Here is a 13,053-nt window from a genome sequence, read left to right on the forward strand (position 1 = left end):
CCGGCTGGGGGCCACTGGAGAACATCGATGGAAGAAGAAGTATTTACCAGAGATGAGGCCGCCGCCTTCCTAAAAGTGGATAAAGGCACGATTGCCCAGTGGATAAAGTCCGGTCGCCTGGCTGCTACCCGAAAAAATCCACATAAGAAAAAAAGCCCATATCTGATCTGCAAAACAGACTGTATTGCGGCAGTGAAGAACCCGATCCACAATCAACCCGTGAATGCGGTTGATGTGCAGGAGGATAAAGCATGTCAATCAAACAACGTGCCGGTACGTGGCACTGCGACTTCGTTACGCCTGGTGGAAGTCGAATTAGACGGTCTCTTGGGACAACGGACAAAAGGCAAGCGCAGGAGCTCTATGATCAGCTGAAAGCTGAAGCATGGCGAGTTGATAAGATGGGGGAGTTTAAACCGCGAACGTTCGATGAAGCATGCGTTCGCTGGCTTAACGAAAAGCAGCACAAGAAAAGCCTGGACGATGACAAAAGCCGGATCGGATTCTGGAGGATGCACTTCAAAGGAATGGACCTGTCAGCAATCACGGAAGACAGGATCTTGTCGGCGGTGAGTTCGATGGTTAATCGCAAACATCGAATGAACTGGGAGGCTAAACGGGACAGCCTGCTGCGAAGAGGTAAGCCGGTTCCTGAATTTAAGGATAAACCAGCGTCGCTGGCGACGAAGGCGACGCACCTTGCTTTCATCCGGGCGCTGTTACGATGCGCGGCCAACGAATGGCGATGGATAGCCAAAGCGCCGAACATCAAATGCCCGGTGCCGAAAAATAAGCGTATTCGCTGGCTAACCAAAGAGGAAGCGGCGAACCTGATCCGGGAGCTTCCCGAGCATATGAAGCCAGTTGTTATTTTTGCACTGGCGACAGGGCTGCGCAGGTCGAACATCACCGATCTGGAGTGGTCACAAATTGATATGCAGAGGAAGGTCGCGTGGATTCACCCCGAGGACGCGAAAGCAGGAAGGGCGATTGGGGTCGCCCTGAACGAATCGGCCTGTAAGGTGCTACGGGAGCAACTGGGGAAACATAACCGGTGGGTCTTTGTTCACACTGAATCATCCGTTCGCCCGGATGGAACGAGAACAAAGGCGGTGCGCAAAATGCGGTCTGATGCTAACACGGCATGGCGCGCGGCGTTAAGGCGGGCGGGAATAGAAAATTTCCGTTTCCATGACCTGCGGCACACCTGGGCAAGCTGGCTGGTACAGTCCGGCGTGCCACTCAGTGCGCTACAGGAAATGGGCGGGTGGGAAAGTATCGAGATGGTGCAGCGTTATGCACATCTGGCACCGAATCACCTGACGCAGCACGCCATGCAAATCGACTCATTCCTGGCGGGGAATGGCACAAATATGGCACAAGGCGCTTTTGCTGGGCTGGTGAATATCGCGTGAACCCGCGTGGTTAGTGGTGCCGATAATAGGAGTCGAACCTACGACCTTCGCATTACGAATGCGCTGCTCTACCAACTGAGCTATATCGGCCCTGAAAAGGACATGTCCAAGAATGTGAGCACGGGGTAGAAGGTTAAAACTAACCGGGCGATGCGTCAATGGCCTTGCGAATCAAACGCCTATTTTTGCATCATCCGGTTTCAATTACGCACGAATCGTGTCGTTACAGGCATGCTTATACGTGGTCGGGTATTACTATAACCAGCGGCGAACGTGTTGTTCATAGCGCTCCCACTCCAGCCCGAAATGTTTTCGCAGTTGTTCCTCTTCAAAGTCGATATGCAATCTGGCAACCGCCAGCATAAACACCGGTACAGCCAGTACTCCAGTCAGGCTACCGATGCAAAGAGCAAAGGCCAACTGGAGTCCACTCATACCAAGGTAGATCGGGTTGCGGCTCCAGGCGTAACATCCGTCGGTAACAAGCGTGGTAGATTTATGTGCATGCAGCGGATTCAGGGTCGTACGTTTCATCCGCATCTGCCACGCGGTATGCAATATCACCAACAGACTGACGCCGGCCAGCAATGCGCTTATCACGATATTCACCCCGCCGAATGTGAAACGCGGACTCGCCGTCAGCACATCCGCAACGAGAAAAAGTACTAAGATAAGAGGCGGCGGAAACCAGACTCTTAATTTTGTCAGGAAATGACGCATGGCCAGGAACTCACCTTGGAATCGGTTTAATTAACGCTGATACCGCTATAAATACCCCGTATTAGATACATAAACAAACGATGCCTCACTCACAACAGGCTATCGCCTTCACCAGACAGGCGGGAGTTATCGTACTCACCTCGACAAAAATACCTGCATCAGAGGCATCCGCCCCTGATGTTCCCGAAAGGCTTTACGTTGAGAAAGTAGAATCCGACGCTGATTCAAAAAAATCTAAAGACTGCTTGTAGTAACGCATAAAATCATCAAACGTCACTGGCGGTAAAAATTGATAACCCTGCAGGTAATCAACATTATTTTTCCCCAACCATTGCTGCTGATAGCCATATTCAACGCCTTCCGCCACCATGCGTAACCCCAGGAGTTCGGAAAGGTGAATGATTGACTCGAGCATAGGGATATGTTGCTCAACTTCTTTAATAGCTTTGATAAACGTTTTATCAATTTTTATAACATCCAGGTCTAACTCATTGAGATAGCAAAGGTTAGCGTATCCCGTCCCAAAATCATCTAAAGCAAACAGAACCCCTCTGTTTCGCAACGATCGTATCAGCTCTTTGATTGCAGGAGTAATAGTGAGAGTCTGGTTTTCAGTTATTTCAATCATCAATTTTATTGGTAGCCTTTGCGTTATTTCCATAAAATTAAGACACTCCCAATAAAAGACGGGGTTACTTAAACCTGATGGACTCACATTAAAAGAGACGAATAAAGTTTTATTGAAATCCTCGCTTCCGTCGACCAGATTACGCGCGACGGTGTTCATTAAATAGCTCGTTAACTCATTCATTAAGCCACTTTTTTCAGCCAGCGGTATAAACTCACGCTGAGAAATAGCATAATTATCCCCCTGTGGCCAACGAGCCAAAACCTCAACACCACAGACATCTTCGTTGATATTTACGATGGGTTGAAAATAAGGAATGATCTCTTCATTCCTTATTGCCATACTCAGTCGACTAGAATCTGAGACATCATATGCTTCGCCGTATATTACATTCTTACCAGAATAACTGTTCGTCGAGGAACCTTCATGCAATAGATTATTCCTGGTTAAAAAAATGATAGTTTCATTAAAATGAGAAAATCCCAGACGAGCGGTAATTCGTTCCCGATATCGATACACTGACTTAATTGTTATCGAGTTAGCATGACAAAAATCGTGCAATTTTTCCTTTGTGAAAGATGCATACAGCATTTTCTCTTCAAACTCAGTCAAATGAAACGTAAATATCGCTGAACCTTTAGTGACTTCCACAACCTCATTGGGAGCCATTAGATTGGCTCTCAACTGAGAAATCAGCTGATCCGATAGTTCCCGTCCATTAATGAATGCATACTCTTCATATCCCCGATTAATAGAACGGTTTTCATTCATCCGAAGAACAATACAGTTTATATTGATAAACTGCGTGCTATTTCTCTGAAACCACTTCCTGACCTGGAATAATGGTAACCGGTTATCGATCACCAGTAAACAGGATGGATACCGTGGAATAATTGACTGTGAACCAGAAATAAATGCCCGCGCATCGACCAACACCAGATTTGGCAACCACGCTTTTATCCCTGAGAAAAGAAAAATATCATAACTGAGCAGAAAAACCTTTTTCGTATTCATAGTTACCACCAACTTAAATTTATGGCATGCCAGGTCCCTCGTTTTATACACGAGAGAATATACAACACCTTTAGCCTCCAGAAATTACAATGCAGTCCGCGAATTAACTTTATCCATAAGTCATCTCACGCAGTTTCAGATTTTATAATCACGATTATCCATATGAATATTACCATTAAATGTTAAGGCCATTTTAATTATTGAAAAAGGAAAAATCCTAATTCTTCATCAATACAAATCCTATTGCTCATTTTCACTGCAAGACAAAACAAAAAACCACGAATACTAAAAACGACAAAATATAAAACCACCAAAACCATAAGGATAACATATTATTGTTACTCATGCTGCCCGACAAACCATTAACGTACGTCGCAGATCTCTGATCGCATAGACATTTTTGGCGATATGGATGATCTTATAATAAAAAATTTCCTGTCGTGACATGAGTTGTTCGGTAACGTCATCAGGAACATTATCATTTTTATTTTTAACAATAGCTACACGACGGGTCTGCAGGTAACCATCACGATCTTTACCAATAAAATTCAGGATAACATTACGATCTACAGCATAATTTTTACCCTGAATATTGAGGCTTCCTATCTGAGATACCCGCCCTTCGGTAGCAGAAGAAATACGAAAAACCAGCAGAACTTCACCTTCAATTTTTACCCTCTGAGTTTGCGCCTCCAAGTTTTTGCCGAGCAGGTCAGCGTCTCAGGTTCTTGATGGCGATATAAAAAATATGCTGTTATCGCTGCAAGAAAGATTGCCCCACTAATAAACAAAATTTTCACATTCACGGACAACCCCTCCTTTCTCTAACGTACAAATCCCAAGCAAATTCACTCTAAGATCATTGCCGGCTGATAAATTATTATCGTCATAAAAAACAATTGTTTTCTTGCCATCATGACAAGCCGCATTTACTTTTCGCCACATATCAGAAGATAAAAATGCTTTCGTTTTATCAGCATTATTGTCATCGGCAGTATAAAGTTCACAATCATCTATTGCCCTGATATAGATAAAATTTTTGGAACTTGAATTAAGTGCTAAAAATATAAAAATAGCGCTTCCAAGAAATGCAAATAATAAAATGAACAGAATAATGTTTTTACGTTTTGGTCTTACGGATGAGTTCACCGTCTCAGTTACCGAACGCACAGTTTCATCTTCAGAGGAAGATGACGATTCATCGCTGATCGAAGCATGGAACAAAAATCCCTGCCGAGGCAGCGTTTCAATGGGATTACCCGCCCCCAGCTCACTAAATGCTTTTCGCAAAATACTGATGCTTTTATTAAGACTATGACCCGATGGGGCCATGCCATGCTTTTTCCAGACTTCTTCAATGATAAACTCGCGGTGGACTTGTTGATTTTTATGGGCAATGAATAGCTCAAGTAGTCTCGCGGTAGACGCCGAAAGAATTATTGTCGTATCGCGATGTTTCAGGCTTTTTCTGGTGGAATCATACTCAACCTGTTCATTAATTATACTGTTCATACTACCTGACTCTTAATTACCGTGACGTTGAGTGCAAATGACTAAAATTTCATCTGTGCCGAGCTGATCACTGCATTGTATAAAGATAGTTACAGTATAGGTTCGATATCTAACCATGACATATCGGATCAGACTTAATGCTTACTATTGATTGAGTTTGAAGCACCCCTGACCTACTGGTATGTATTTCTGCAATGCAACGATAAATTTCCGGTTTTTTGATTTCAATTCGCTACTACGCCAGGTTTCACCCGGCAACACATAACGCATGGTGGCTTCATCATCGGTTGAGTTGCACCCCAGGTGTACGATGATTTTAAAAAAAGTATTCCCGGTGTTTTTCAGTGTTCCGTTTGCCTCATCAATGGTGTAGGCCAGATTCATTTTTCTCGGGCGAACAACCAATATGGTGTCCATAGCGATCACCGGGAGAGCCTGCCCTCCTTTCCCTTGATTACGCTCGGTAAACAGCGTTATCGGCATTTCACGAAACAGAATTCGGTAATAGCGTTCTTTATCATCCTGCGGTCCACGGTAGAAAATCTTAAAAAACTCACTCGCCTGCGGAGCCAGTGAAAAATTCAGCGGCGTAAACAGAAGTTCGCCTTCAGCAATGGCACTTCTGTTTTCACCTCCCGGTCCAGGCTTATCAATTTTTACTGCGCCAATACTGTACAAATTCTGTTTCTGACTATCGTTATAGATCCGTTTGCTGATAAATGATTTATCCGATGGCATCTCATAAATGGTCGACTCCAGGTAGACAGCCTGTGCGGAGAATATAGTCAACCCGGAAAGTAAGATAAATACCCATCTAAACACCAAACGGCAGCGGTTCATGGCGTCACTCCCACCCAATTCGCCGTGACTTTTATCTCTCCACTGGCACTGACGACACCTTCCCAATCTGTACCGGAAACAGTTAACATCGACCTTGAATCATTCATTGGGAAAAGCAATTTTAAATCCGTAGTATAGTAGCTTCCATCATCATTGTTATTTGCGTCCCAGGGCGTCTGTTGCCACTGCGCATCGCTCATATTGATTGCTGCTTCACTACAGCTATTTCGTTTCTTCACCACGCCCCCCGACTGACTGTTGTACTGCAGAAAGGCGGGGATTGGGACTGACAGCCCGCCTTGAGGGGAGGTAAACAGACAGTAAGGCACACTGTTTATCGTCGTACTTTCTCCGATAACTTGCGCGGTAATGCTATCAGCCTGACGAGGACCGGAGACTGTCACGGTGTAATCTATTTCTATAGGAGCGGCGTCGCCAATCTTGCCACTGCCGCTCGCAGAAGCGGTGTTGTCTGAAGAGACGATACTGATCCCATACTCCTTCGGCACAATATTGATCTGTAGCGAAGGCGTAAACTGGTAGTGCCCTGACTCAGGTGTTAAGCCATTATAAAAACCGAAGGTAAACGGTTGAGTGTTAGTAATGCTAATTCCTGAATCGACGAGTTTTTTCAGGAACACTTTTGACAGAAAAATATATATGTACTCTCCAGAGGTCGTGAAAACGTTGTAATAAGCAGTTGAAGTACCATAGTTATACCAGTTTGAACCATTCCCGGAGTATTTCACGGTGGCCGGTCCAGGCGTAAAACCAAGCATCGCCGTGTCGACATAAGCGCGAAACGTCAGAGAGGCGGTCAGATTGGCGGTTTGTTGCAGGTTATAATTTACCATTTTGCAAATCACGCCGTCTTCGCCGTTAACCACGCCAAGCTCGCAATAACCAGTGTCTTTGGTGATGCTCGGCGTACCGTCGCTGGCAACCCAAAGCTCCTGAAATGCATTAGTCGATACCAGTGACAGATGACCGCGTTTGGTTAACGTATAATTGACGTAATTCCATAATCCTTTCGATTGATCTTTGCAACGTTGCCCGGAAGAATAATCATAATCCACGGAAGTATAACAACGGTTGAACACATAGGTTTCGCTGCTACCGGTAGGCACATTGCGAAAGTACTCATAGGCAGTATCCGTCAGGGAAGCGAATCCGTAGGCGCCACCAATAACACCTGCGACAGAGCCTACCTGCGCATGATAAAAGCCGTTTTTATCAGTGCCTTGCCCGGCAATAAATCCAGTTGATGGACACTGGCTGCCGCTATAACAACGGATCCCCCGAAAAGGCCCGTTAATCGGGGAATTATCAATCCACATGTCCTGATAATAATTTCCTGGCGCAGTCCAGATGACAAAACCTAAATACCCGAGACTTACCTGAGAGGTACCGTATTTTATCCACGTGTTTGAACCGCTGAAACGAGGGTCGAGTGCGGAGGGGGTGATAAAGTATTCACTATCAATGGCATTTTCAATAAACAAATAGTTATTACTGACTGAGCCGGAAGATACTGCATTTAAAGCCAAAGCAGGCGCAGGCGTGAAACTCCCCACGGCACAGATTACAGTAGCTACTTTAATTAATACTTTCATTTTATTACCTCTGCGCCATCGTGGTTTGCGTGGAACATTTCACATCACCAACCCACGCTGCGCCGCGTGCTTTTTCCAAATCGAGATCGGCTTCGCATAGGCTGCCATTGGCTGAAATTAACGTGATGACCGGATATTTCTTATCGATATCGATAGCAAACTCCCCTTTTTCATCCGTACGCGTTTTACCGATGTGATTATGAATATCGGTGTTTGCAGCCAACTGCCCATCGGGATAACGAATACGCCCGAATACGGTGACCATACTTTTCACTTCAGGGTTGATAACACCCACGTTACCCGGATATAGCGTCAGTTCCTGTTTGCGCCCTGAAACAATATCAAAGCTGTCTTCAGAGTTTTTATCATTGAGGATCTCCAGCTTATACTGAGCATAAGGCGGCAGTGCAATGAAATTTGATTTACCGCTGAGAAGATAATTTCGGTTATTAATCTTCGCAGCCAGTTTCCCTTCGCCGGTCAAATCGGTTTTCACAATAATGCCTGACCTTTGCCTCTCTTTACTCAGACCGAAATCTTTTCCTGCCCACGCCAGGGAACCTTGAGAAGAGAAGTTCATATTGGTGGAGTTGTCCGCAGAACGCGTTACCGATACGGTGCCGGCGTTATATTTCGTGTCATAACTCAGATTGCCGTTTACCGAGTAATTATTGTCGTAATACTGCTCACCACTCAGGCGTGTCGAAGCCGACAATCCGACCGATTTAATGGGGCCTTCAGCATACTGCTTGCGCGCGCTGAGATTACCCTGAGTGCTACCATAGCGATCCCGGGAGACGCCCATGCTCATCCAGGACGCCAACGGCAACGATAAATCCAGGCTGACATAACGTTCCTGTCGCCCATCGTCATTCCGGTTGTTGTAGTAATAACGCTGAATACCTGCGCGCAACCCAACCGTGGCATACTTGCCTGAATAAAGGTTCGTGCTGTAGTCCAGGTTACGGTATTTATTTCCCGAGTAGCGATTCTCCGTCTGACTCACGGTAAGCGAGCCGCCATGAGGAATAAACTTTCCGAGGTTAAGAGTGCCACCAATGGAATAATTGTCACGCTCCTGCATGGGCAGACGGTCGCCAATTTTACTGTCTTCACGAGATGCCCAAAGGGAACCATATCCCTCGGGGATATTGAGATTGATATTACTGATGTTTCGCCATGACGAATCGTTCGCTACCAGCGTCTGATTGCCAATGCTTACGTATTCATTCACATTGAGTGTGACATCCGTTTCATTAACCGTATTGTTGCCAAAACCGTAGAGCGTAGATTTCAGGCCCAGCCCCGACAATATCGCCAGCGTCACCGATGCGGCACCGCCGGCAATCCAGGTCTGCTCATTGCCTAAATCCTGATAGTGGTTTCGCTTATAACTCACACGGTCATAATCCAGTGAGCCACCAAACAGTTGCCATGAGAGCTGATCAATTCCGGCTGCCTGTTGGCGGGCAAAGATTTTATTAACCCGACTGATACGACTATTAATTGTCCGGCCATTGACCACGATATCTACCGTGACATCATAAACACCATACGGGAAACGACTGGTATCAATTTCATAACTGCCCATATTAAAGTTCTGTACGCTGAGCAAACGCCCGTCACGAAATACATGAACCTCGCCAGCGGCTGGCAAAAATACGGTAATTGGCGTGAGCGAAAGCGAGGTATTCTCAACAACCGTACTTCCTTTGTTTCCGTAGCTTACGCCATAAATTTTCCCACCATTCAGCGCATTCAGGCTGGCAATAGACTGGACATTCCAGGTGTCGAGCATCCCGAGCGCCAGTCGATATCCGTCATAATCACGCTCATACATCGCGCGATAGAGTTTACTGGTGCTGTTGCTGTCGCCTATGCCGTAAAACGAACCGTTAATGTTGACATGGTGTTCACGCAGCGATGTTGTATTGTCCATCGTCAGATAGCTGCGGGTACTGCTGCCGTTATGATAATCGTTGTAGTAGGTGCCAAAGTTATAGTTCAGGACGTTAGAGAGAGTCTCCACGCTGGAAGGTCCAAGCAGGCTGCTGCGTGCGACAATCGCTTCAGTTAACGCATCTTTGCTGACAATCATCTCCAGGTGAAATGAGGAGACATTGAGTTGCAGACGTGCATCATTCGATAGCTCGATGTTGGTGTTATCGTGAAACTTCACATCACGAATTTTTTCCACCAACGCGCGGGTTTTTCCAGATAACACGGCATTATTGGGCAATTCAGCAAGAGCCAAGGCTTTAACCGTAATATTGCCATCAACAAGGGAAATCACCGCATCGGCAACTTTTTGCTGACTTTTCTCATCAGTCTCGTTGTAACGAATATATACCGGCACCGTCATTCCCTGCTCCAGTGAACGGGCGAAAGCGCTGGGGATAACATAATTACCCACTTTTACTGGGGCTGCATGTGAAAATCCTGGTGTCAGCGCAAGAAAAAGACAAATGCTACCGCCGACAATATTTGTTGTTGTCATCTGCATCCTTACATTCCGGTAATTTTATTTATCCCTGCTATTGACCATCACTTCACTGTAATAAACTGCTTACCGTGCCAGATACCGATGCGTGAACGGCTATTACTAATGTCGGTAAACTGTAATTTTATTTTTGTACCCGGCATAATGTAATAACGTTCGCGACAGCCTCGTCCCCGATCGCGAGCCTTATCTTTACAAGCCCCATAGGCGATCACACGAAACGAAACATTGCCGGTATTAGTAATAACATCGCCATTTCGGCTATATTCAAAACGCTCCTTGCGCGGCGCGACTACCAGGATAGTGCCAATTTCAGCCGACGCTGTTGCAACAGCCATTTTATTCGCCCGGGTTTCCGCGCTCTCGGTGACCGGCTCATCTATCCATTGCAGACGATAATAACGCTCGACATCATCTGCAGGTCCTTTATAAAAGAAACGAAATACATCCTTCGCCTGGCCAGGAAGAATAAGATTGGCAGGTGTAGAGAGTAATTCTCCGGAATTAACGGGCTTTATTTCGATTCCCCCCGCCAAAGGTGATGACAATTGTTTTACCGAAACACTGACATAACGCGCCGCATCTGTCGTATTTATAATTTCTTTCGATAATGAACTCTCAGCAGAAGTCATGATCGATGTGATTTCACCAACATTAATTGCCCATCCGGGAAAAGATGCTACTAACCCTACCAACATCGCTGCCGGTAAATATTTTTTCATGACACCATTCCTGATAAATTCGGGAGAAAAAATTCTCCCGAATTTTTATTACTTAGGCAGACGGAGTCGTCCAGGTTGCATTGAACTGTACTTTTACATCGCCAGTCCAATAGCCGTCTGGCAGTGCAGAGTAATCTGCTACTGTCTGACTACCATCAGAAGTCGCTGACGCGATGGTGAATTTGAAGTTGGATTGATCGCTGACACGATCGGCACCGTTATAAGCGCCATCAGCCATCAAGCTTTCAAGACCAGAAGTGGAGCTGGAGTTAACAAGGACAGTATCTGATGAATTAGTCAGCGCAGTGCCATTCCATGCCACCCCTACGTTCAGGGTAGAAGCATCACCACTGGCGTTGATCAGAGTGTTACTAATAATCTGAGCAGTCAGTTCAAAATCAGTTGCCGTCTCCTGACCCTGAATCGTCACATCAAAAGCACCGTCCTGAGAGTTGAAGGCATTCAGCCCTTCAGCATACTGGAAAGTTAAAGAGTTCAGCGGGGTGACAACCAACATGCTGGTGGTATCTTTCGTTGCCGTCGCGTCCCACGAGGCTGTTGCAGAAGCAGTAACATCTGCCATTGCATTTGCTGCAACAAATACAGAAGCCAGAGATGTTACTAATAATATTTTTTTCATTTTATCTTCTCCTAAGAACAAACTCACCACCGAGTCTTATTATTAAGTCACTCCAGCGGTTCCATTAATTGCGAGCCAGAATTGCCGCGCCAAAAAATTATCATTTGGATTAAGTAACATCTCAACAAACCCTGAAACGTAAAAATTACAAAAAACTAAGAATTTTCCTATAAAAAACATTATCCAAGAAGTTTCCTAAGATATAATTACCTTAAAATACGTACATTTTTAGAATTATTATCCACACGAACAATAAAAACCAAACAATTCATCTTTTTTATGTTTTTGATAAATATCAAAAAGATCATACAAATAGCCCAGGAGTAAAACTCTTAAAAAACATAAAGATAATTAACATCCACATACTCTCTCTGTAATGCTTATTATTTGTTGCAATTATGCTAACTTTTTAACTTCACAAGAAAATTCTCATGAAATATTTATTTAAGAGGGAATATTCTTATAAAAATAGCGCTGACCTGTAGGATTATCATTCGAATTGATAATTATTCCACATAAATAAAACCAGGAATTTTCCATATAAAATGAATATTCCTGGAATATCAAGAGATAAATAACGCACGGCAAAGATAGGGTTAGCTGAAACCTTTTAACCCCAAATAACTATTAATTGTTACCGTACGGACCCGATGTAAGCTAATCAACTTTTGATGTTCGAGGGATTTTAATGAGCGGCTAACGGTTTCAATTTTAAGATCGAGATAACTGGCAATTTCCTCCCGCGAGAATGGCAAGCGAAGCGTCGTTTCAGGCCTGCCAATACGTAAATGCATTTCGTAAAACTCCACGAGGAAAGCAGCGATTCTGGCCTCAGCATGTTTATTGGCATAACGCCGTAGTTTTTCAACAATGAATCCATTGTCCCTGCAGAGAAACTTGATGACTGCCGCTGCAACCGACGGCTCCTTTTCTGCTGCCTTGAACAACCGCGCAATATCGATATGACATACCTCCGCAGCCGTTGCAGCCTTGATCGTTGTCAGATACTTACCCCCCTCAACGGCATCCAGCGCCATGATGTCTCCCGGAACATAAAAGCGACTGATAAAATCGTTATCACCACATTCCACGCTGGACGTGCAGTACCCCTCGTGAATAACAAAAAGCATGTCCGCGGCTCCATCCTGGCGGGCGAGTATCTCCCCCGCTTTAAACTTCCTTCTTTTGTCTATTAATCGGTATTGATTATCACGATCAATCGCCGCGCCCTTTGGACACAGTGAACAATGGCGGGGGGGAAACGGGTTGCCGAGTGGCACAACAGGAATGCTATGTTTGTGAATATCCGATTTCACGCAACGACTCCTCATAAAAATGAGACTGATTCTAATAGATTGGACCATAGGAACAATACGTGAGCCGCAGACCCAGAAAATTCATGCTGGTAGGGAAAATTCTGTGATACGTCGCCTTTTCGACGCCGGGGAG

11 protein-coding genes, 1 tRNA gene and 1 pseudogene are annotated in these 13,053 nt (G+C 45.1%); 2 read left to right on the plus strand and 11 right to left on the minus strand.

The genetic code is table 11. The features are described 5' to 3' along the window. Positions 1-27 precede the first annotated feature (27 nt). A complete protein-coding gene (locus HV302_RS19515; RefSeq protein WP_074147367.1) occupies positions 28-375 on the plus strand; it encodes a helix-turn-helix domain-containing protein in 348 nt (115 codons plus the stop codon). Next, positions 258-1,415, plus strand: a complete 1,158-nt coding sequence (locus HV302_RS19520) for a site-specific integrase (RefSeq protein WP_230133458.1) — start codon at positions 258-260, stop codon at positions 1,413-1,415. Before HV302_RS19515 ends, HV302_RS19520 begins: the two co-directional genes overlap by 118 nt. A 14-nt stretch (positions 1,416-1,429) precedes the next feature. Here HV302_RS19520 and HV302_RS19525 read toward each other — a convergent pair. From HV302_RS19525 to HV302_RS19575, 11 genes and pseudogenes are all read right to left on the minus strand, one after another. Next, positions 1,430-1,505 (minus strand) — tRNA-Thr (locus HV302_RS19525). 165 nt (positions 1,506-1,670) lie between these two features. Continuing rightward, the gene (locus tag HV302_RS19530) at positions 1,671-2,015 is read right to left on the minus strand and encodes a methyltransferase family protein (protein ID WP_235116686.1); all 345 of its coding nucleotides are present in this window, start codon (positions 2,013-2,015) and stop codon (positions 1,671-1,673) included. Between the two features lie 313 nt (positions 2,016-2,328). Continuing rightward, positions 2,329-3,777: an EAL domain-containing protein gene (locus tag HV302_RS19535; protein ID WP_046276289.1), complete on the minus strand. Its 1,449-nt coding sequence runs from the start codon at positions 3,775-3,777 to the stop codon at positions 2,329-2,331. A gap of 342 nt (positions 3,778-4,119) precedes the next feature. Further along, a pseudogene (locus HV302_RS19540) lies at positions 4,120-4,583 on the minus strand (hypothetical protein). After that, positions 4,558-5,289: a winged helix-turn-helix domain-containing protein gene (locus tag HV302_RS19545; RefSeq protein ID WP_019076099.1), complete on the minus strand. Its 732-nt coding sequence runs from the start codon at positions 5,287-5,289 to the stop codon at positions 4,558-4,560. Before HV302_RS19545 ends, HV302_RS19540 begins: the two are co-directional and overlap by 26 nt. 144 nt (positions 5,290-5,433) lie before the next feature. Next, entirely contained in the window at positions 5,434-6,129 is a 696-nt protein-coding gene (locus HV302_RS19550) for a fimbria/pilus periplasmic chaperone (RefSeq protein WP_047417050.1), read from the minus strand. Next, positions 6,126-7,742: a fimbrial protein gene (locus HV302_RS19555; RefSeq protein WP_181626469.1), complete on the minus strand. Its 1,617-nt coding sequence runs from the start codon at positions 7,740-7,742 to the stop codon at positions 6,126-6,128. Before HV302_RS19555 ends, HV302_RS19550 begins: the two co-directional genes overlap by 4 nt. Before the next feature lie 4 nt (positions 7,743-7,746). Next, a complete protein-coding gene (locus HV302_RS19560) occupies positions 7,747-10,239 on the minus strand; it encodes a CS1-pili formation C-terminal domain-containing protein (protein ID WP_094169205.1) in 2,493 nt (830 codons plus the stop codon). A gap of 47 nt (positions 10,240-10,286) precedes the next feature. Beyond that, complete coding sequence (locus HV302_RS19565; protein WP_046276284.1) at positions 10,287-10,964, minus strand: hypothetical protein; 678 nt, start codon at positions 10,962-10,964, stop codon at positions 10,287-10,289. 52 nt (positions 10,965-11,016) lie between these two features. Further along, a complete protein-coding gene (ecpA, locus tag HV302_RS19570) occupies positions 11,017-11,604 on the minus strand; it encodes a common pilus major fimbrillin subunit EcpA (protein ID WP_046276283.1) in 588 nt (195 codons plus the stop codon). Positions 11,605-12,200: 596 nt separating this feature from the next. Continuing rightward, positions 12,201-12,920: a Crp/Fnr family transcriptional regulator gene (locus tag HV302_RS19575; RefSeq protein WP_047498426.1), complete on the minus strand. Its 720-nt coding sequence runs from the start codon at positions 12,918-12,920 to the stop codon at positions 12,201-12,203. Between the last annotated feature and the right edge of the window lie 133 nt (positions 12,921-13,053).

Source organism: Citrobacter sp. RHBSTW-00859, from assembly GCF_013729795.1.
Taxonomy (GTDB): Bacteria; Pseudomonadota; Gammaproteobacteria; order Enterobacterales; family Enterobacteriaceae; genus Citrobacter; species Citrobacter braakii.

Bases quoted from the DNA above. Each gene is read 5' to 3' on its own strand.
- HV302_RS19515 (WP_074147367.1), top strand. From the start codon at position 28: ATGGAAGAAGAAGTATTTACCAGAGATGAGGCCGCCGCCTTCCTAAAA.
- HV302_RS19555 (WP_181626469.1), bottom strand. From the start codon at position 7,742: ATGAAAGTATTAATTAAAGTAGCTACTGTAATCTGTGCCGTGGGGAGT.
- HV302_RS19535 (WP_046276289.1), bottom strand. From the start codon at position 3,777: ATGAATACGAAAAAGGTTTTTCTGCTCAGTTATGATATTTTTCTTTTC.
- ecpA (WP_046276283.1), bottom strand. From the start codon at position 11,604: ATGAAAAAAATATTATTAGTAACATCTCTGGCTTCTGTATTTGTTGCA.
- HV302_RS19565 (WP_046276284.1), bottom strand. From the start codon at position 10,964: ATGAAAAAATATTTACCGGCAGCGATGTTGGTAGGGTTAGTAGCATCT.
- HV302_RS19550 (WP_047417050.1), bottom strand. From the start codon at position 6,129: ATGAACCGCTGCCGTTTGGTGTTTAGATGGGTATTTATCTTACTTTCC.
- HV302_RS19545 (WP_019076099.1), bottom strand. From the start codon at position 5,289: ATGAACAGTATAATTAATGAACAGGTTGAGTATGATTCCACCAGAAAA.
- HV302_RS19560 (WP_094169205.1), bottom strand. From the start codon at position 10,239: ATGACAACAACAAATATTGTCGGCGGTAGCATTTGTCTTTTTCTTGCG.